General features: G+C 65.3%; 22 protein-coding genes. 18 read left to right on the forward strand and 4 right to left on the reverse strand.

Translation table 11 applies throughout. The features are described 5' to 3' along the window. The first annotated feature begins 57 nt into the window (after window positions 1-57). The 17 genes from nifK to VGC77_RS09515 all read left to right on the forward strand — a co-directional run bounded on the left by nifK (window position 58) and on the right by VGC77_RS09515 (window position 15,471). The gene (nifK, locus tag VGC77_RS09435; RefSeq protein WP_331171310.1) at window positions 58-1,614 is read left to right on the forward strand and encodes a nitrogenase molybdenum-iron protein subunit beta; all 1,557 of its coding nucleotides are present in this window, start codon (window positions 58-60) and stop codon (window positions 1,612-1,614) included. 25 nt (window positions 1,615-1,639) lie between these two features. Continuing rightward, window positions 1,640-3,310 (forward strand): nitrogenase iron-molybdenum cofactor biosynthesis protein NifE, encoded by a 1,671-nt coding sequence (gene nifE, locus VGC77_RS09440; protein WP_331171311.1) that lies wholly within the window; start codon window positions 1,640-1,642, stop codon window positions 3,308-3,310. An 8-nt stretch (window positions 3,311-3,318) separates the two neighbouring features. After that, a complete protein-coding gene (gene nifN / locus VGC77_RS09445) occupies window positions 3,319-4,692 on the forward strand; it encodes a nitrogenase iron-molybdenum cofactor biosynthesis protein NifN (protein WP_331171312.1) in 1,374 nt (457 codons plus the stop codon). Between the two features lie 46 nt (window positions 4,693-4,738). Continuing rightward, window positions 4,739-5,146 (forward strand): nitrogen fixation protein NifX, encoded by a 408-nt coding sequence (gene nifX, locus VGC77_RS09450; protein ID WP_331171313.1) that lies wholly within the window; start codon window positions 4,739-4,741, stop codon window positions 5,144-5,146. After that, window positions 5,139-5,606, forward strand: a complete 468-nt coding sequence (locus VGC77_RS09455; protein ID WP_331171314.1) for a NifX-associated nitrogen fixation protein — start codon at window positions 5,139-5,141, stop codon at window positions 5,604-5,606. The genes nifX and VGC77_RS09455 overlap by 8 nt, the downstream gene beginning before the upstream one ends. A gap of 20 nt (window positions 5,607-5,626) precedes the next feature. Beyond that, on the forward strand, window positions 5,627-5,833 hold the full coding sequence (locus tag VGC77_RS09460; RefSeq protein ID WP_331171315.1) for a CCE_0567 family metalloprotein: 207 nt from the start codon (window positions 5,627-5,629) through the stop codon (window positions 5,831-5,833). Between the two features lie 66 nt (window positions 5,834-5,899). Beyond that, window positions 5,900-6,217: a ferredoxin III, nif-specific gene (gene fdxB / locus VGC77_RS09465; protein WP_331171316.1), complete on the forward strand. Its 318-nt coding sequence runs from the start codon at window positions 5,900-5,902 to the stop codon at window positions 6,215-6,217. A gap of 27 nt (window positions 6,218-6,244) precedes the next feature. Continuing rightward, on the forward strand, window positions 6,245-6,952 hold the full coding sequence (locus VGC77_RS09470; RefSeq protein WP_414709632.1) for a nitrogen fixation protein NifQ: 708 nt from the start codon (window positions 6,245-6,247) through the stop codon (window positions 6,950-6,952). A gap of 391 nt (window positions 6,953-7,343) precedes the next feature. Next, window positions 7,344-7,664 carry an iron-sulfur cluster assembly accessory protein gene (locus tag VGC77_RS09475; RefSeq protein ID WP_331171317.1) on the forward strand — a complete coding sequence of 107 codons (321 nt, stop codon included), beginning with the start codon at window positions 7,344-7,346 and terminating at the stop codon, window positions 7,662-7,664. Between the two features lie 19 nt (window positions 7,665-7,683). Continuing rightward, window positions 7,684-8,700 carry a Fe-S cluster assembly protein NifU gene (nifU, locus tag VGC77_RS09480; protein ID WP_331171318.1) on the forward strand — a complete coding sequence of 339 codons (1,017 nt, stop codon included), beginning with the start codon at window positions 7,684-7,686 and terminating at the stop codon, window positions 8,698-8,700. Beyond that, on the forward strand, window positions 8,697-9,908 hold the full coding sequence (nifS, locus tag VGC77_RS09485) for a cysteine desulfurase NifS (protein WP_331171319.1): 1,212 nt from the start codon (window positions 8,697-8,699) through the stop codon (window positions 9,906-9,908). Before nifU ends, nifS begins: the two co-directional genes overlap by 4 nt. After that, window positions 9,901-11,100, forward strand: a complete 1,200-nt coding sequence (nifV, locus tag VGC77_RS09490; protein WP_331171320.1) for a homocitrate synthase — start codon at window positions 9,901-9,903, stop codon at window positions 11,098-11,100. Before nifS ends, nifV begins: the two co-directional genes overlap by 8 nt. A 43-nt stretch (window positions 11,101-11,143) precedes the next feature. Beyond that, window positions 11,144-11,491: a nitrogenase stabilizing/protective protein NifW gene (gene nifW / locus VGC77_RS09495; RefSeq protein ID WP_331171321.1), complete on the forward strand. Its 348-nt coding sequence runs from the start codon at window positions 11,144-11,146 to the stop codon at window positions 11,489-11,491. A 346-nt stretch (window positions 11,492-11,837) separates the two neighbouring features. Beyond that, window positions 11,838-12,683 carry an electron transfer flavoprotein subunit beta/FixA family protein gene (locus tag VGC77_RS09500; RefSeq protein ID WP_331171322.1) on the forward strand — a complete coding sequence of 282 codons (846 nt, stop codon included), beginning with the start codon at window positions 11,838-11,840 and terminating at the stop codon, window positions 12,681-12,683. A gap of 23 nt (window positions 12,684-12,706) precedes the next feature. Continuing rightward, the gene (locus tag VGC77_RS09505; protein ID WP_331171323.1) at window positions 12,707-13,816 is read left to right on the forward strand and encodes an electron transfer flavoprotein subunit alpha/FixB family protein; all 1,110 of its coding nucleotides are present in this window, start codon (window positions 12,707-12,709) and stop codon (window positions 13,814-13,816) included. A gap of 11 nt (window positions 13,817-13,827) precedes the next feature. Continuing rightward, window positions 13,828-15,135 (forward strand): FAD-binding protein, encoded by a 1,308-nt coding sequence (locus VGC77_RS09510; RefSeq protein WP_331171324.1) that lies wholly within the window; start codon window positions 13,828-13,830, stop codon window positions 15,133-15,135. 39 nt (window positions 15,136-15,174) lie between these two features. Continuing rightward, window positions 15,175-15,471 carry a ferredoxin family protein gene (locus tag VGC77_RS09515; protein WP_331171325.1) on the forward strand — a complete coding sequence of 99 codons (297 nt, stop codon included), beginning with the start codon at window positions 15,175-15,177 and terminating at the stop codon, window positions 15,469-15,471. Between the two features lie 539 nt (window positions 15,472-16,010). Here the strand turns inward: VGC77_RS09515 and VGC77_RS09520 are convergent. Next, on the reverse strand, window positions 16,011-16,556 hold the full coding sequence (locus VGC77_RS09520) for a carboxymuconolactone decarboxylase family protein (RefSeq protein WP_331171326.1): 546 nt from the start codon (window positions 16,554-16,556) through the stop codon (window positions 16,011-16,013). 6 nt (window positions 16,557-16,562) lie between these two features. Then, a complete protein-coding gene (locus VGC77_RS09525; RefSeq protein ID WP_331171327.1) occupies window positions 16,563-17,117 on the reverse strand; it encodes a peroxiredoxin in 555 nt (184 codons plus the stop codon). Window positions 17,118-17,360: 243 nt separating this feature from the next. Here VGC77_RS09525 and VGC77_RS09530 point away from each other — a divergent pair, with 243 nt between their 5' ends. Continuing rightward, a complete protein-coding gene (locus tag VGC77_RS09530; protein ID WP_184258365.1) occupies window positions 17,361-17,567 on the forward strand; it encodes a TOBE domain-containing protein in 207 nt (68 codons plus the stop codon). A gap of 329 nt (window positions 17,568-17,896) precedes the next feature. On the opposite strand, the gene VGC77_RS09535 is transcribed toward VGC77_RS09530, so the two are convergent. Continuing rightward, window positions 17,897-18,487 carry a DUF2478 domain-containing protein gene (locus tag VGC77_RS09535; protein ID WP_331171328.1) on the reverse strand — a complete coding sequence of 197 codons (591 nt, stop codon included), beginning with the start codon at window positions 18,485-18,487 and terminating at the stop codon, window positions 17,897-17,899. Between the two features lie 291 nt (window positions 18,488-18,778). Then, complete coding sequence (gene galE / locus VGC77_RS09540; RefSeq protein ID WP_331171329.1) at window positions 18,779-19,777, reverse strand: UDP-glucose 4-epimerase GalE; 999 nt, start codon at window positions 19,775-19,777, stop codon at window positions 18,779-18,781. Between the last annotated feature and the right edge of the window lie 27 nt (window positions 19,778-19,804).

The raw sequence follows: 19,804 nt of genomic DNA on the forward strand, positions 1-19,804 counted from the left end.
CTTCTCATTGTTCCCGCGACTTGCCGGGAGCCCAGAACTCTTCGGAAAGAAAATGTCATGAGCCAGAACGCAGAAAAGATCCTCGACCACTTCGACCTGTTCGCCAAGCCAGACTACAAGGAAATGCTGGAAGGCAAGCGCAAGAACTTCGAAAACGCGGTCTCGGATGTCGAACTCGACCGCGTCCGTGAATGGACCAAGACGCCGGAATATCAGGAGAAGAATTTCGCGCGTGAATCCCTGGTCATCAACCCGGCCAAGGCCTGTCAGCCGCTCGGCGCGGTGTTCGCGGCGGTCGGCTTCGAGAAGACGCTGCCGTTCGTGCACGGCTCGCAGGGCTGCGTCGCCTATTATCGCAGCCACTTCTCCCGCCACTTCAAGGAGCCGACCTCCTGCGTCTCCTCGTCGATGACGGAAGACGCCGCGGTGTTCGGCGGGCTCAACAACATGATCGACGGCCTGGCCAACGCGCACGCGCTGTACAAGCCGAAGATGATCGCGGTCTCCACCACCTGCATGGCCGAAGTGATCGGCGACGACCTCAACGCCTTCATCAAGGGCGCCAAGGAAAAGGGCTCGGTGCCGGCGGATTTCGACGTCACCTACGCCCACACCCCGGCCTTCGTCGGCAGCCACATCACCGGCTACGACAACGCGATGAAGGGCATCGTCGAGCATTTCTGGGACGGCAAGGCCGGCACCACGCCGAAGCTGGAGCGCCAGCCCAACGGCTCGATCAACTTCATCGGCGGTTTCGACGGCTACACCGTCGGCAACATGCGCGAGATCAAGCGGTTGTTCGACCTGATGGAGATCAAATACACCATCTTCGGCGACAACAGCGACGTCTGGGATACCCCGGCGGACGGTGAATTCCGGATGTATGACGGCGGCACTACGCTGGAAGACGCCGCCAACGCCATCCACGCCGTCGGCACCATCTCGATGCAGGAGTTCTGCACCGAAAAGACGCTGGCGACCATCGCCGCGCACGGCCAGGAAGTCGCCGCGTTCAACCATCCGATCGGCCTCGCAGGCACCGACAAGTTCCTGCAGGAAGTCTCGCGGCTGACCGGCAAGCCGATCCCCGAGGCGATCACCAAGGAGCGCGGCCGGCTGGTCGATGCCATCGGCGACTCCAACGCCCACATCCACGGCAAGAAGTTCGCGATCTTCGGCGATCCGGATCTCTGCCTCGGGCTGGCGGCGTTCCTGCTCGAGCTCGGCGCCGAGCCGACCCACATCGTCGCCACCAACGGCAACAAGGCGTGGGAAGAGAAGGTCAGGCAGCTGCTCGCCTCCTCGCCGTTCGGCGCCAACTGCAAGGCCTATCCCGGCAAGGATCTGTGGCACCTGCGCTCGCTGCTGTTCACCGAACCCGTCGACTTCATGATCGGCTCGACCTACGGCAAGTATCTCGAGCGCGATACCAACACCCCGCTGATCCGGATCGGTTTCCCGATCGCCGATCGTCACCATCACCATCGCTACCCGGTGTGGGGCTATCAGGGGTCGCTCAACGTGCTGGTCAAGATCCTCGACAAGATCTTCGACGAAATCGACAAGAACGTCGTCGCCGGCAAGAACGACATCAGCTTCGACATCATCCGCTGAGGTCTGTTAGATAGGACGTCCGAAAATGAGCAGCCTGGCCGACAAGATTCAAGAAGTCTTCAACGAGCCAGGCTGCGCCACCAACACCGGCAAGGCCGCCAAAGAGCGCAAGAAGGGCTGCAGCAAACCGTTGCAGCCCGGCGGCGCCGCCGGCGGCTGTGCCTTTGACGGCGCCAAGATCGCGCTGCAGCCGGTCACCGACGTCGCCCATCTGGTGCACGGCCCGATCGCCTGCGAAGGCAGTTCGTGGGACAACCGCGGCGTCAAGTCGTCGGGCTCCAAGCTGTACCGCACCAGCTTCACCACCGACATGGGCGACAACGACGTGGTGTTCGGCGGCGAGAAGCGGCTGTTCAAGTCGATCCGCGAAATCATCGAGAAATATCATCCGCCGGCGGTGTTCGTCTATCAGACCTGCGTGCCGGCGATGATGGGCGACGACATCGCCGCGGTCTGCAAGGTGGCGGCCGAGAAGTTCGGCACGCCCTGCATCCCGATCATCGCGCCGGGCTTCGTCGGCCCGAAGAATCTCGGCAACAAGCTCGCCGGCGAGGCGATGCTGGATTACGTGATAGGCACGCAAGAGCCCGACTTCACCACCCCTTACGACATCAACATCATCGGCGAATACAACGTCGCCGGCGAATTGTGGCAGGTCAAGCCGCTGTTGGACGAGCTCGGCATCCGCATCCTGTCCTGCCTGTCGGGCGACGCGCGCTATCACGAGATCGCCCGTTCGCACCGCGCCAAAGCGGCGATGATGGTGTGCTCCACCGCGATGATCAACGTCGCCCGCAAGATGGAGGAGCGCTACGGCATCCCGTATTTCGAGGGCTCGTTCTACGGCATCACCGACACTTCGGATTCGCTGCGGCAGATCGCAAGGCTGTTGATCGCGCGCGGCGCCGACGCCGAGCTGATGGACCGCGTCGAAGCGGTGATCGCCCGCGAGGAGGCCCGCGCCTGGGAGGCGCTCAAGGCGTTTACCCCGCGGCTCACCGGCAAGAAGGTGCTGCTGATCACCGGCGGGGTCAAATCCTGGTCGGTGGTTGCGGCGCTGCAGGAGGCAGGGCTCAGCATCGTCGGCTCCAGCGTCAAGAAGTCGACCAAGGAGGACAAGGAGCGGCTCAAGGAGATGAGCCCCGACGTCCACCAGATCGACGATCTGCGGCCGCGCGACATGTACAAGATGCTGAAGGAGGCCAAGGCCGACATCATGCTGTCCGGCGGGCGCTCGCAATTCGTGGCGCTGAAGGCCAAGATGCCCTGGCTCGATATCAACCAGGAGCGGCACTACGCTTACGCTGGCTATGTCGGCATCATCGAAATGGTGCGGCAGATCGACAAGGCGCTGTCCAACCCGGTGTGGGCGCAGGTCCGGATGCCGCCGCCGTGGGACGAGGTGAGCTGGGAGGACCGCGCCGACGCCGCCAATGCGGCGGACGAAGCGGCGCTTGCCGCCGATCCGGAGCGCGCCGAGGCCGAGCGCTGGGCGAGCATCGTTTGCAAATGCAAGGAGATCAGCGTCGGCACCATCGAGGATGCGATCCGCAGCCACGACCTCACGGTGATCGCGCAAGTCACCCAGCTCACCCAGGCCGGCGGTGGGTGCGGATCTTGCAAGGAGACCATCGCGGCGATGTTGGCGCGCGAAGCGGCCTCCGCCGCCGGCGCGCCCTCCGTTCAGGTCGCATGAGGTCGGCTATGGCAAAGATCAAGACATCCACCAAGTCCTGTACCGTCAACTCGCTGAAAATGAGCCAGCCGCTCGGCGGCGCGCTGGCGTTCATGGGCGTGCGCAACTGCATGCCGCTGCTACACGGTTCACAAGGCTGTACATCGTTCGGTTTGGTACTGTTTGTGCGTCACTTCCGGGAATCCATCCCGCTGCAGACCACGGCGATGAGTGAGGTCGCCACCGTGCTCGGCGGCTTCGACAATGTCGAACAGGCGATTGTCAACATTGTCGGACGTACCAAACCCGACATCATCGGCATCTGTTCGACCGGCGTCACCGAAATCAAGGGCGACGACGTCGACGGCTTCATCAAGATCATCCGCGCCAACCACCCCGAACTGGCCAATGTGGCGCTGGTCAATGTCGCCACCCCGGATTTCAAGGACGCCTTCGAGGACGGCTGGTCGAAGGCCACCACGCGCCTCGTCGAAGCCTTGGTGCTGCGGCCGGCGTCCGGCACCTCGCGGCGCCAGGGCCGGCTCAACGTGCTGCCGGGCAGCCATCTCACCCCGGGCGATCTCGACGAACTGCGCGACATCATCGAGGCGTTCGGGCTGCAGCCGACCTTCCTGCCGGATATCTCCGGCTCGCTCGACGGTCACGTTCCCGACGACTTCACCCCGACCACCCATGGCGGCGTCTCGGTGGCGCAGATCGCGGCGATGGGCACCGCGATCCACACCATCGCGATCGGCGAACAGATGCGCCCCGCCGCCGAGGCGATGGAAGCCCGCACCGGGATTCCCTTCACCCTGTTCCGCCGCTTGACGGGCCTCGCGCCGAACGACGAATTCATCGCTTGTCTCGCCAAGATCAGCGGCCGGCCGGTGCCGGCGAAATACCGCCGCCAGCGCAGCCAGCTGATCGACGCCATGCTGGACGGCCATTTCTACTTCGGCGGCAAGTCGGTGGCGATCGGCGCCGAGCCCGACATGCTGCTCAATATCGGCGGCTGGCTCGCCGACATGGGCTGCCGCATCACAAGCGCGGTGACCACCACCACCTCGCCGGCGCTCGACCAGATCCCCTGCGACGAGGTGTTGATCGGCGACCTCGAGGATCTCGAGGCCGGCGCTGAGGGTTGCGACCTCCTGGTGTCGCATTCGCACGGCCGCCAGGCCGCCGCGCGGCTCGCCATTCCGTTCCTTCGCATCGGCCTGCCGATCTTCGATCGGCTCGGCGCCGCGCATCAAACCTCGGTCGGCTACCGCGGCACCCGCGACCTGATTTTCACCGTCGGCAATCTGTTCATCGCCGACCTCCACGAACCGGATGTCGGTACCTGGCGACAGCCCGTCACAACCACGGATTCCGTCAGTGCGACGCCTGCGACTCATTAACGGTCAGTCAGGCGGCACACTGGAGGCCCAGCAAAGGAGAGCCAGCATGAAGGTCGCGTTTGCCACCCAGGACATGAAGCGCGTCGACGCGCATTTCGGCTGGGCCAAGAATATTGCGATCTACGATATCTCGCCGGACGGCTCGCGCTTCCTCGAAGCGGTGCAATTCGGCGACGACATCGAGGATGGCAACGAGGACAAGCTGGCGGCGCGGATCGACGCGATCCGCGATTGCGCGATCCTCTACGTCGCCGCGATCGGCGGCTCCGGCGCCGCCCGCGTGGTCGCCGCCAACGTCCATCCGATGAAGGTGGCCGAGCCGCAGCCGATCGCCGAGCTTCTGGAAAAGCTCTGCGCCGTGCTGAAGGGCAATCCGCCGCCGTGGCTGCGCAAGGCGCTCTTGAAGGGCGAAGAGCGCAAGTTCGATTTCGCCGAGGAGGTGGAGCATGGTTGACGCGATCGTCGCCGAATGCGACCCCGCGCTGGACTCGGTGTTCGTCAAGGAACTGATCAAGCAGTGGCGGGCGCAGGACACCCATGGCGCCTGGGAGGGCAAGAGCGACCTCGAGCTGATCGAGCCCTACATTCTCAACAAGGAGAAGCGCCGCGAGATTCCGATCGTCGGCGATCCGGATCCGGAAACGCTGTGGCGGCTGGAATTGTTCTACAACGCGGTGTGCCTGGCGATCGAGCGCGAGACCGGCCTGATGGTGTCGCCGATGATGAAGATGCACCACGAAGGTTTCGGCCGGATGATCCTGGCCGCCGGCCGGCTGATCGTCGTCAACAAGCAGCTGCGCGACGTGCATCGCTTCGGCTTCGACACGCTCGGCAAGCTCGCCGAGGAGGGCGACAAATTCGTTACCTCCGGCATCGAGATGATCCGCAAATATCCCGAAGTTGCCGCGATCTAAAAGCCAGTCGGAGACCGCCGATGTCTGACGTCGAAACGCTGAAAGCCGAGATCAAGAAACTGTCGTCGCGCGCCATCAACGCGAAGATGAACCTGCACGATCTGTCGGAGGAACTGCCGGTGAACTGGCAGACCATCATGACCGTGGCGCAGGAAACCCACGACGCCTATGCGGCGCTGGAAGCCGCCCGCAAGACCTTGAAAGAGCTGGAAGCCAAGGCGGCCTAAGGCCGCGGTAGGCGATCCCGGTGCCGATTTCGCGCAGCCAAAGGCCGCGTAGCAGGAGTTGAAGACATGAGCATATTTTCCACCCGCGACGGCAAGCCGTGGGAGCCGACCTACATCACCGCGATCGACGGCGCCAAATGCATCGGCTGCGGCCGCTGTCACAAGGTCTGTTCGCGCGACGTCATGCATCTGATGGGCGTCAACGAGGACGGCGAACTGGTCGGCTGCTCGTTGGAAAACGACGACGACGATGACGATGAGGAATTCGTCCGCAAGGTGATGGTGCTCGACCAGGCCGGCAATTGCATCGGCTGTTCGGCGTGCAACCGGGTCTGCCCGAAGGATTGCCAGACCCACGTCAAGGCCAGCGAACTCGGACTCTAAGCGAACTCGGACTGAAGGAGTTTTCCCGTGATCGTCGCAGCGCTGCAGCACAATTCGGCCGGCCCAATGCGGCTCGCGTCGCGCCCGATCGTTGTCGATGATGGCGACGAGGCCTCGCCGGCCGCCGCGATCTATCGCGTGCTCACCGGCCGCGACGCGGCGAACGCCCGGATCGAGAGCGATCGCGACTTCGACCGCCACGTGCTGGCCTCGATCCTCGCGGTGGCGTTGACCGAGCGCGGCGCGGTCGCCGAGCGCAGCGGGCTTGCGGCGGACGATCTCGTGGTGCTGCTGGGGCGCTGGTTTCCGCATATCGCCAAGCTGTTCATCCCCTCGATCGAAGGCGAGCCGGCGGACGATGACGAGGCCGGCATGGTGCGCGACCTGTTGCTAGCGCATCGCTCCAGCGACGGCGATATCGGCCGCTGGCTGGCGGCAATGGTGGCGCGCCGCGCCATGGAGCCGAACCATCTGTGGGAAGACCTCGGGCTGCGCGACCGCAGCGAATTGTCGCGGCTGTTGACCCGGCATTTCGCCCCGCTGGCTAACAGCAACACCGGCAACATGCGCTGGAAGCGGTTCTTCTACCGCAAGCTCTGCGAGGACGACGGCATCGTGATGTGCTCGACGCCGGTGTGTACGCATTGCGGCGATTTCAGCCGCTGCTTCGGCGACGAGAGCGGCGAAAGCAGGATGGCCGACCGCCGCCGCGCGGTGGCGCTGCAGGCGTCTTAGTTCGAACTCGTCCTTTTTGCTTCGACGCGTTCAACAAAGGGCGCCGTCATTCCGGGGCGCGAGGCCGAACGGCCGAGCGAACCCGGAATCTGGCTACAGGGTAAGCGCCCGCCCGGTTGCGGAATTCCGGGTTCGTGCACGGCTGGCGCCGTTCGCGCCCCGGAATGACAGCACCCTCGTATCGTCTCGCTGGGGCTCGTTTCACCCTCTTCAGCGTGGCTACTTCACGCCGTCGTCTTTGCGACGCTGTCGCAATCAGGCCTCGTTGTCGCAATCCCGACATTCCGGCCAACATCGAAAACCCAAGCGTTTCGCAGGCTTATCGGCCCGCGAACGCCGTGGCACGCCAGTTGCTTAGTGTTGATCACAAGCGATGCAGAGGAGCGTGCACATGATCACCCTGAGCGAAGAAGCCGGTAACGCCGTCAAGGCCGCGATGTCGCGGGCCGGCAAGACCGATGGCGGGCTGCGGGTCATGGTCGAGACCGGCGGCTGCGCCGGCTTCAAATACCTGATCGGGCTCGACACCGAGCCGCGCGCCGACGACGCGGTGATCGACGCCGGCGGAGTGAAAGTGTTCCTCGATCCGGACTCCCAGCCGCTGCTCACCGGGCTGAAGATCGGCTTCGTCGAGAGCCTGGAAGGCTCCGGCTTCACCTTCGACAACCCCAATGCCGGCACCAAATGCGGCTGCGGCAAATCCTTCGGCTAATCCAGCGCGAGGCCGCTCCATGGCAAGCATGCAGGACAGGTTCGGGGAGCACTTCTGCAACCCCAGGAACGTCGGCGTGCTGGCGCAGGCCAACGCGGTCGGCTCGGTCGGCACGCTGGGCTGGGGCGACGCCGTCAAGCTGATGCTGCAGATCGATCCCGATACCGACCGGATCGAACAGGCCCGGTTCCAGACCTTCGGCTGCAGCTCGGCGATCGCCTCGTCCTCGGCGATCACCGAGATGATTACCGGCAAGACCACCGACGAGGCGTTGGAGATCACCGCCGCCGACGTCGTCGAATTTCTCGGCGGGCTGCCGGCCGAGCGCATGTACTGCTCGGTGATGACCTACGAAGCCGTACAAAACGCCATCGCCAGCTACCGCCGGCAAGGCGCGCCGGCCGCGGCGACCGCCTCCGCGATCATCTGCAAATGCTTCGGCGTCACTGAGGCGATGGCCGAGCGCACCATCCGCATCAATCATCTCACCGATCCGCATCAGGTGACGTTTCATACCAAGGCCGGCGGCGGCTGCTTTAGTTGCTACAAGCAGATCGAGACCGTGTTGGCGCGGGTCAATGCCGACATGGTCGCCGAGGGCAGTCTTGCGCCGCGGCAGGCCTACCGGCCGGGTTCGCTGCCGCCGTCGAGCGAAGCGCTGAAGCCGCGCGGCGACGCGCCGCCGCCGCTGGGCACCGCCGCCGCGCGCGCCAATATTCCCGGCCACATCGCGATTCCGCCGCGCCCGGCGCCGACTGCCGCGGCACCGCGCCCGGTGCTGCCGCCGTCGGAGAACCGCGATCGCGGCACGCCGCAGCAATTCGAACTGATCAAGCAGGCGGTCGAGGCGCTGCGCCCGCATCTGCAGCGCGACGGCGGCGACTGCGAGCTGGTCGATGTCGACGGCAACACCATCTATCTGCGGCTGTCGGGCAATTGCGTCGATTGCCAATTGGCCTCGGTGACGCTGTCCGGGGTGCAGGCGCAGCTCGCCGAGAAGCTGCAGCGGGCGGTGCGCGTGGTGCCGGTGTCATGAGCGGAGCTGCCCCCATGGTCTATCTCGACGCCAACGCCACCACCGCGGTCGATCCACGCGTGGTCGCCAAGATGCTGCCGCTGTTCACCGAAACCTACGGCAATCCGTCGTCGAAGCATGGCTTCGGCGAAGCCGCTGGCGTGGCGCTGCGGCGCGCCCGCGAGCAGGTGAAATCGCTGCTCGGCGCCGAACAGGCCGCCGAGATTGTGTTCAATTCCGGCGGCACCGAAGGCGCCAATGCCGCGATCATGTCGGCGCTGGAAGCTTCGCCCCGCCGGCGCGAGATCATCATCAGCGCGGTCGAACATCCCGCGGTGCTGGCGCTGTGCGCCTGGCTGGAAAAGAACAAAGGCATCCGCATCCACATCATCCCGGTGGATCGGCACGGCTGGCTCGATCTTGCCGCCTACAAATCCGCGCTGTCGGAGCGCGTTGCGGTGGTGTCGATGATGTGGGCCAACAACGAGACCGGGGTGATCTTCCCGGTGCCGGAACTGGCCGAGCAGGCCAAGGAATTCGGCGCGCTGTTTCACACCGACGCGGTGCAGGCGGCGGGCAAGCTGCCGATCGATCTGAAGTCGACCGAGATCGACATGCTGTCGCTGTCCGGCCACAAGTTTCATGGCCCGAAGGGCGTCGGCGCGCTGTATCTGCGCAGCAGCGTGCGCTTCAAGCCGCAGCTCAAGGGCGGTCATCAGGAGCGCGGCCGTCGCCCCGGCACCGAGAACATGCCGGGCATCGTTGGGCTGGGCGCCGCCGCCGAACTCGCCGCCGCGCATCTCGACGAGGAAAACGTCCGGGTCCGCGCGCTGCGCGACCAGCTGGAGCAAAGCATCCTCGCGCAAGTCGGCCAATGCGTTGCGGTTGGCAGCAGCGCCGAGCGACTGCCCAACACCTCGACCATCGCATTCTCTTTCATCGAAGGCGAAAGCATCGTGCTGCTGCTCGATCGCGCCGGCATCGCGGTGTCGATGGGCTCGGCCTGTTCGGTCGGCTCGTTCGAGCCCTCGCATGTGCTGGTGGCGATGAACGTCGCCAAGGAAGCGGTGCGCGGCGCGGTGCGGTTCTCGCTGTCGCGCGACACCACCGAGGCCGACATCGACCGCGCGATCGCCGCGGTGCCGCCGATCGTCGCCAAGCTGCGGGCGATTTCGCCGTTCGGATCACAGGAGGGGGCGCCGCAAGCGCTCGACCAGGCGCATGTTTAGAGAATTCGGTTTTGACGTGCCGCGCACCCGTCCCGCCGCCGGCCCCACCACGCTCCCCGGCATTGTGCTGAACGACACCACGCTGCGCGACGGCGAGCAGGCGCCGGGCGTCGCCTTCACCACCGCGGAGAAGGTGGCGATTGCCCGGGCGCTGGCGCTGGCCGGCGTGCCGGAAATCGAGGCCGGCACCCCGGCGATGGGGGCTGAGGAGATCACCGCGATCCGCGCCATCGTCGAGCAGGGCCTGCCGCTCACCACCATCGCCTGGTGCCGGATGCGCACCGAGGACGTCGACGCAGCATTGGCCGCCGGCGTGGCGATGGTCAACGTCTCGATCCCGGTGTCCGACGTGCAGATCGCCGCCAAGCTCGGCGGCAAGCGCAGTAACGCCGTCGAGATGCTGAAGCGGGTGGTCGGCTACGCGCTGGACAAGGGTCTTTCGGTTGCGGTTGGCGGCGAGGATTCCTCGCGCGCCGATGTCGGCTTCCTGACCGAGATCATCGCCGAGGCCAAAGCCGCCGGCGCCCGCCGCTTCCGCATCGCCGATACGCTCTCGGTGCTCGATCCCGACGCCAGCTTCCAGTTGATGGCGGCGCTGCGCCGCTCCACCGATCTCGAACTGGAATTCCACGGCCACGACGATCTCGGGCTTGCCACCGCCAACACGCTGGCCGCGATCAAGGCCGGCGCCAGCCATGCTTCCGTCACGGTGATCGGGCTCGGCGAACGCGCCGGCAACGCGCCGCTCGAGGAAGTCGCGGTGGCGCTGAAGCAATTGTACGGCCGCGACACCGGCGTCGTGCTGTCGGAACTCGGCCGCGTCGCCGCGATCGTCGCAGCGGCGGCCTCGCGCACCATCCCGCTCAACAAGGCGATCGTCGGCGAGCACGTCTTCACCCACGAATCCGGCATTCATGTCGACGGCCTTTTGAAAGATCACCGCACCTATCAGTCGCTCGACCCGCGGCTGTTCGGCCGTTCCAACCGCATCGTGATCGGCAAGCATTCCGGCCTCGCGGCGATCACCTCGTCGCTGGCGGCGTTGAACCTGCCGGCGAGTTCCACGGAACTGCAGGGCATTCTCGACCGGGTGCGCCAGCACGCCGTCGCCAACAAGGGGCCGGTCGAAGCCGAAACCCTCGCCGCGATCTGGCGCGAGGTCTGCGATCAACCCTTGCCGAATTGCGCCTGAAACCGCGCTGCGCGGTCCGCCGCCCAACAGAAGGACGCTGATGATGTGCTCGCCCACCCAATCCAATCCCCCCGCCGGCAATGTGGTCGATCAGCTGAAGCGCGCCGGCTCGGCCGAGGAGTTCTTCGCGCTGCTCGGAGTCTGCTTCGACCCCAAGGTGCTCGACGTGGCGCGGCTGCACATCCTGAAGCGGATGGGACAATATCTCGCCAGCGAGGATCTCGAGGCGATGCCGAATTCGGTCGCCGCGGCGCGCTGCAAATCGGTGCTGGAACGCGCCTATGAGGACTTCCTGAGCTCGACGCCGCTCGATCAGCGGGTGTTCAAGGTGCTGAAGGACGCGGTGGCGCCGAAGAAAAGCCATTTCGTTCCGCTCGACGCGCTGAAGTAACATCTTCGCGATCGTACCCGCGCGAACAGGCGGGTTCGGTTTTTGACCTGAATGAACATGCACGAGCGGCGCGGCGATGCGCCGCTCGCGGCGTTTGAGGCACCCTCGCGCGGCGCGCGGGCCCGAAAACCCCCGCATCACGAGGTTTCATTGTCCCCATTCCCCCGCAGCGCTGTCACCTTCCCGACAAGTGTCGGACTTGCGCGGCCGCGGGCTTTGTCGCCGGCGCCGCGGCCGGTCCCGCCACGCTGCAGTAACCCCTTGTCGTACCGCGATAAATCGCTGCCGCCAAAAGTTGGTATGAGGCTTGCTGTTACCAAGCCAGATGAAAGCTTCGGAGCCGCACATGCATATCGTCGTATGTATCAAGCAAGTCCCGGATTCGGCGCAGATCCGCGTCCATCCGGTCACCAACACGATCATGCGCCAGGGGGTGCCGACGATCATCAACCCCTATGATCTGTTCGCCCTCGAAGAGGCGATGCGCCTGCGCGACAAGTTCGGCGGCGAGGTCACGGTGCTGACCATGGGCCCGCCCTCGGCCGAGGACAGTTTGCGCAAGGCGCTGACCTTCGGCGCCGACCGCGCGGTGCTGTTGACCGACCGCTTCTTCGCCGGCGCCGACACGCTGGCGACCAGCTATGCGCTCGCCGCGGCGGTGCGCAAGATCGGATCGAGCTTCGCTCCGGTCGATATCGTGTTCACCGGCAAGCAGACCATCGACGGCGACACTGCCCAGGTCGGCCCCGGCGTCTGCAAGCGGCTCGGCTTCCTGCAGCTCACTTACGTCTCCAAGGTGGTGACGCTGGATCTGCAGGGCCGCTCGATCGAAGTGGAACGGCGCTCCGAGGGCGGCGTGCAGGTGCTGCGCTCAACGCTGCCGGTGCTGATCACCATGCTGGAGGGCACCAACGAGGTGCGCCGCGGCTCGATGATCAACGCGCTCAGCGCGGCGCGCGCCGAGATCGTGAAATGGAGCGCCCAGGACGCCGGCGTCGAGGACATCGGCAAATGCGGCCTGCGCGGCTCGCCGACCGTGGTGAAGCGCGTGTTCGCGCCGACCCCGCGCGCGGAAAAGGCGGCGCTGGTCGATCCGGCCGGCCGGCCCCCGGCCGACGCGCTGATCGAGGAAATCTTCAAGCTCAGGCCCAAGCTCGAAGACGACATGTTCGAACTCGCCCGCGGTTTCTGAAACACTAACGAAAGCTGCTTCCGATGGCACAGCCGACCAAGACCCCGACCCCTGCACCCGCCGGCCGCGCGGCTGCGAAGAAGGAGCTGTCCGAGCACTTCAAGCAGTACAAGCACGTCTGGGTGTTCATCGAGCAAGAACGCGGCCACGTCCACCCGGTGTCGTGGGAACTGATGGGCTCCGGCCGCAAGCTCGCCGACAAGCTCGGCGTCGATCTCGCCGCGGTGGTGATCGGCGCGCCCGGCGACGCCTTGAACGCCGCGGTCGCCGAATCGTTCTGCTACGGCGCCGACCTCGCTTACATCTGCGCCGACCCGGTGCTCGCCGATTATCGCAACGAGCCTTACAGCAAGGCGATGACCGACATGGTCAACACCTACAAGCCGGAAGTGCTGCTGCTTGGCGCCTCGACGCTCGGCCGCGACCTCGCCGGCGCGGTGGCGACCACGCTTTTGACCGGGCTCACCGCCGACTGCACCGAGCTCGAAGTCGATACCGACGGCTCGCTGGCGGCGACCCGGCCGACCTTCGGCGGCTCGCTGCTGTGCACCATCTACACGCTGAACTTCCGGCCGCAGATGGCGACCGTGCGGCCGCGGGTGATGCCGATGCCGGATCGCGTCGAAAAGCCGATCGGCCGCGTCATCGAGCATACCCTCGGCATGGTCGAAGCCGACATCGTCACCAAGATCCTGGCCTTCGTGCCGGACCGCGACAAGGCGACCTCCAACCTGGCCTTCGCCGACGTCGTGGTGTCCGGCGGCCTCGGGCTCGCCTCGCTGGAAAACTTCCAGCTCGTCAAGCAGCTCGCCTCGGTGCTCGGCGCCGAATATGGCTGCTCGCGGCCGCTGGTGCAGAAGGGCTGGGTCGCCGCGGATCGGCAGATCGGCCAGACCGGCAAGACCATCCGGCCGAAGCTGTATATCGCCGCCGGCATTTCCGGCGCGATCCAGCATCGCGTCGGCGTCGACGGCGCCGATCTGATCGTGGCGATCAACACCGACAAGAACGCGCCGATCTTCGACTTCGCCCATCTCGCCATTGTCACCGACGCCATCCGGCTGTTGCCGGCGCTGACGGAAGCCTTCCGCAAGCGGCTGTCGCCGCACACCCGCGACCGGATCGCAAGTTAGAGGAGATCGCCATGATTGAGGAACGTTTCGACGCGATCGTCGTCGGTGCCGGGATGGCCGGCAATGCCGCCGCGCTCACCATGGCGCAGCGCGGCCTGAAGGTGCTGCAGATCGAGCGCGGCGAATATCCCGGCTCGAAGAACGTGCAGGGCGCCATCCTGTACGCCGACATGCTGGAAAAGCTGGTGCCGAATTTCCGCGAGGACGCGCCGCTGGAGCGCCACCTCGTCGAGCAGCGGTTCTGGATCATGGACGAGCGCGCCCACACCGGGCTGCATTATCGCTCCGACGACTTCAACGAAGAGAAGCCGAACCGCTACACCATCATCCGCGCCCAGTTCGATCGCTGGTTCTCCTCCAAGGTGCGCGAAGCCGGCGCCATCGTATTGTGCGAAACCACGGTCAAGGAACTGGTCAAGGACGCCTATGGCAAGGTGATCGGGGTGTTGACCGATCGCGCCGGCGGCCAGGTCCATGCCGACGTGGTGGTGCTGGCCGAGGGCGTCAACGGCCTGCTCGGCACCCGCGCCGAATTGCGCGACCGCCCGACGCCGCACAACGTCGCGCTCGCGGTCAAGGAAATGCACTTCCTGCCGCGCGAAACCATCGAGGCGCGGTTCAACCTCAAGGGCGACGAAGGCGTGGTGATCGAGGCCGCCGGCACCATCTCGCGCGGCATGACCGGCATGGGCTTCATCTATGCCAACAAGGAATCGGTGTCGCTCGGCATCGGCTGTCTGGTGGCGGATTTCCAGAAGACCGGCGAGACGCCTTACGACCTGCTCGACCGCTTCAAGAAGCATCCGTCGGTGGCGCCGTTGATCGAAGGCTCCGAAGTCAAGGAATATGCCGGCCATCTCATTCCGGAGGGCGGCTACAACGCGATTCCGAAACTGTTCGGTGACGGCTGGGTGGTGGTCGGTGACGCGGCCCAGCTCAACAATGCGATGCACCGCGAAGGCTCCAACCTGGCGATGACGTCGGGTCGCTTGGCCGGCGAGGCGATCTTCCAGATCAAGTCGCGCAAGGACCCGATGACCGCGTCCAACCTGTCGCTCTACAAGAAGATGATCGACGATTCCTTCGTGATCAAGGATCTGAAGAAGTACAAGGACATGCCGGGCCTGCTGCACATCCAGTCGCAGAATTTCTTCCTGACCTATCCGCAGCTGGTGTCGAAGGCGTTGCAGAACTTCGTCCGCGTCGACGGCACGCCGAAGGCGGAGAAGGAAAAGTCCACGTTGAAGTCGTTCGTGGCGGCGCGGTCCTGGACCGGGCTGTTCGGCGACGCCATCCGCTTCGCCCGGGCGTGGCGCTGAGCCGCAACTGATTGATCGAACAATTCGGAGGTCGAAACCATGACAACGGAACCGGCAGTGCGGGTCGAGGACAAGCTGTTCCAGAATCGCTATCTGGTCGACGCCGGCCAGGCGCATATCAAGGTCAAGCCGCACAGCAAGCCGTCGCCGGCGCTGTTGTCGCTGCTCAAGGTCTGCCCGGCGCATTGCTACGATCTCAACAGCAACGGCCAGGTCGAGGTCGCCCCCGACGGCTGCGTGGAATGCGGCACCTGCCGGGTGATCGCCGAAGGCACCGGCGAGATCGAATGGAACTACCCGCGCGGCGGCTACGGCGTGCTGTTCAAATTCGGCTGAGCGTTTCAATCCGGCGTTTCATTCGCTGACGGCCGCCGCCGCCGATATGACGCCGTCATTCCGGGGCGCGAGAGCGTTTAGCTCGAGCGAACCCGGAATCCCGCATCAGACGAGGCGGCACTCTCGCCATGCGCGGCAAGATTCCGGGTTCGCTCGCAAGTGCTCGCGCCCCGGAATGACGGCGTGGTGGTAATCGAAGCGATGCGGCATCTTCCCTCTCCCCGCAAGCGGCAGGGCAATCGCATAGGAAAGTTGGCGGTTGCTGCGAGGATCACCCTCCCCTGGAGGGGGAGGGTCGCTCGCACAGCGAGCGGGGTGGGGTGGCGAAGAGTTCATCCGCGGTGCGCGCGGCTCACCCCACCCCGGCGTGCACCGCGCTACGCGCGATACCCGCCGACCCTCCCCCTCCAGGGGAGGGTGAAGAGAGCTGCGAGGCAATGGCCTGCGAAAATCCATGTGCGATCGCCCTGCCGCACGCGGGGAGAGGTGAAGTCCGTGCTGGTGACGACCGCGCGCTGTTGACGGCGCCGCGCCCGTAACTACTCCGCCGCGAGCGCCAGCTCGATCGCGCCGGCCTCGATCGACACCGCGACCGACTGGATGATCGCGGCGAACCGCACCGCGGTCTGGATCTCCGCGGTGCTCACGCCGGCCTGCAGCAGCACCTTTTCGTGCGAATCGACGCACATGCCGCAGCCGTTGATCGCCGACACCGCCAGCGACCACAATTCGAAGTCGGCCTTGTCGACGCCGGGATTGGCGATCACGTTCATCCGCAATCGCGCCGGCATGGTGGCGTAGTCCTTGTTCGACGCCAGATGCACGAAGCGATAATAGACGTTGTTCATCGCCATGATCGCGGCCGCGGATTTCGCCGCCGCGATCACCGCCGGCGCGACGTGGTCGCGCGCCAAAGCCTGCATCGCCGCGATCACTTCAGGGTTGCGCGTCGCCACCGCGGCGGCGACGAACAGCCCGTATTTGGTCTGCGGCGCCAGCGCCTCGTCGCTCGCCATTGACGAGAGGTTCAGCCTCACATCCTTGGCGAAGTCCGGGATCCGCTCCTTTAATGCGTCGATCGACATGCCGCGTTACGCCACCTTGAGCGTGGCGCCGCCGACTTCGCGGTTGCACGGGCAGAGTTCGTCGGTCTGCAACGCGTCGAGCACCCGCAAGGTGTCCTTCGGGCTGCGGCCGACATTGAGATTGTTGCCGTAGACGTGCTGGATGACGTTGTCGGGATCGACGATGAAGGTGTAGCGATAGGCGACGCCGTCCGCCGTCCGCACGCCGAGGCCGTCGACCAGCGAGCCCTTGGAATCGCCGAACTGCCAGATCGCCAGCTTGTGCAGATCCTTGTGCTCGCGGCGCCAGGCCAGCTTGCAGAATTCATTGTCGGTCGAGCCGCCCAGCACCACTGCGTCGCGATCGGCGAAATCCTTCGACAGCCGGGCGAATTCGGCGATTTCGGTCGGGCAGACGAAGGTGAAATCTTTCGGATAGAAGAAGATCACCTTCCATTTTCCGGGAAAGCTGGCCTGGGTCAGCGTCTCGAATGCGCTTTGTCCGTTTTCTTCGTGCAGATGAAAGCCGGGCTTCACGCCGACGACTTCGAACGACGGCAGCTGGTCACCAATTCCGAGCATTTGATCAATTCCCTGTGGATCTGAGTCTGGCGATGACAACGTTGCTGAGCTAGATGCAAGCGATATGCCATTGCAAGAGCAGGAGGCTCAGATGGCGGCTTCGTTGTAAATGGCCTGCGAGCATCGCCGCTATGCATGAGGCGGCGGCGGCGCTGAGCGGCCGCGCGCGCTTGGACTTCGCAGGACGATTCGTGTAGTAACGCGATCCCCAGGGAAAATAGTCCCGCAGCCCATGGATGACAGATGAAGCTGAGCGCCCGCAATATTCTTCCCGGCAAAGTTGTGGCGGTCACCAAGGGATCGACCACGGCCCACGTCAAGGTCGAGCTGGCCTCCGGCCTCACCATCACCTCGGCGATCACCAACGAAGCGGTCGACGATCTCGCGCTCAAGGTCGGCGACACGGTGTCCGCGGTGGTCAAGTCGTCCGACGTGATGATCGGCAAGTAAGCCGTCGCATCCGAGCCGTCGACCCTTGCGACGAAGTCAGGCGGTTGAGTTCGTCAGACAGCTGTCGAGCGTGATCGAGCGGCGCGGCATCGCTCCCTCGCCCGGCGCGTGGCAGGGCGATCGCACATGGATTTTCGCAGGCCATCGCCTCGTAGCTCTCTTCACCCTCCCCCTCCAGGGGAGGGTGATCCTCGCAGCAACCGCCAACTTTCATATGCGATTGCCCTGCCGCGCGCGGGGAGAGGTGATCAGCGCTGGTCGACGCGGCGTTCTTCCGAGGACGTCGTGCAACGGCCCCGATCATAGGCTGTGACGGAAGGACGGAGCGCTCAGCCGGCGGCGCGGATCGTCGGCATCGACGGCGCCAGCGCGATCTCGCAATCCAGCATCATGCGGTGCGCGGCGAGCCACTGATAGAGCCGCGACGATCCGATCGCGATTTCCTCGGCGAGACCTTTGGTAAGCGCGCGCCACGGCCCGAGATTGCGCCGCGGTACCCCGGCGATCAGCGGCGTGCCGAGCTGGATCGCCTCGGCGATGGTCTCGCGCAACCCGCCGCCCTCGGCTTCCAGCCGCCCGAACTTGTTCAGCAGCACGACGTCGGGATGCTTGCGCAGCGCCGCGGTGATCAGCGCCGCAGCTTCGGCCAGCGCCTCGGGGTCGATGCCGCAGCCGAACGGCTGGTCGGCGCCGTCCTCGGACAGCTGCAGCACGAATCGCGAGGTCAGTTCTTCGACCTCGATCGCGCAGCGGCTCGGCGCCGGCAGCGTGGGCTTGTACTGCACGATTCCCGCGATGGAGGTGCCGGCCTCGCGAAGCCGATAGCCGAGTTCGGCGATGTAAGAGCTGGCAGCCCCGCCGTCCGTGTAGACGATGGCGAGGATCCTGGGAGTGGCCGAGATCCTGTTCACGCGAAACATTCGCTGTATCCGATGCAGACCCGCGACATATTCTTGCCGATTTGTGTCAGACCGCGCGGATTCATGCTTTGCGGCAAATCAATCTCATTAACTTCAGCTTATCGCTCCGCGCGCGGCACGGTGTTGCGCGACGCATAGCGGGGCGCGATGGCCGAGCCTTCGCGCGGCGAAGCCGCGATCGCGGCGTGATCGCGTTTTCGAGCCAAGTGGATCGCGGATCGCGTGAAGACAACGCGTTCAAAATGAGAATCGAGAACTCGGGTTCTGATTCTTATCAGAACCGCAAGAGCTTTAGTCGGAGCTCGCCGCCAATTGGCGCTCCCAGTTCAGCGCGTCGCGCACGATGCTGTCGAGATCGTTGTGGCGCGGCGTCCAGCCGAGCCGGGTGATCGCCCGCGCGTTCGCCGCCACCAGGCAGGCCGGGTCGCCGGCGCGGCGCTGACGCAGCCGCACCTCGAAATCGACGCCGGAGACCCGCTTGACGGTGTCGATCACTTCGAGCACCGAAAACCCTGCCTGATAGCCGATGTTGCAGATGAGGCTCGGCGCGCCGCCGCGCAGATAGCGCAGCGCGTCGAGATGCGCCTGCACCAGATCGCTGACATGGACGTAGTCGCGGATGCAGGAGCCGTCCTTCGTCGGATAGTCGGTGCCGAATACGTCGATGCCGGAGCGTTTGCCGAGCGCCGCCTGCACCGCGGTCTTGATCAGGTGGGTGGCGTCGCGTGAGGATTGCCCGGCGCGGCCGTGCGGGTCGGCGCCGGCGACGTTGAAATAGCGCAACGCCGCGTAGCTGATCGGATGTGCCTTGGCGGTGTCCTCGAGCATCCACTCCACCATCAGCTTGGAGCGGCCGTAGGGGTTGATCGGCGCGGTCGGCTGCGCCTCGTCGACCGGCACCTCACGCGGCTCGCCATAGACCGCCGCGGTCGAGGAGAACACGAAATGCGGCACGCCGTGCTCGACCGCCGCCGCGATCATCGCCCGGGCGTTCACCGTGTTGTTGGCGTAATAGGCCAGCGGATGCGCCACCGAGTCCGGCACCACGATGCTGGCGGCGAAATGGATGATCGCCTCGACCTTGTAGCGATCGATCAGGCCGCCGATCAGCGCGGCGTCGCCGCTGCTGCCTTCGATCAGCGGCACCTGCGGCGGCACCGCTGAGCGCAGCCCGGTGGAGAGGTCGTCGACCACGACCGGCCGCTCGCCGGCTTCCAGCAGCGCCAGCACCATGTGGCTGCCGATATAGCCGGCGCCGCCGCTCACCAGGATGTGTCGTGGGTCAGTCATGGGATGATTGCCTTGTGATGATTGCTT

It is taken from the genome of Rhodopseudomonas sp., from assembly GCF_036404135.1.
Classification (GTDB): Bacteria; Pseudomonadota; Alphaproteobacteria; order Rhizobiales; family Xanthobacteraceae; genus Rhodopseudomonas_A.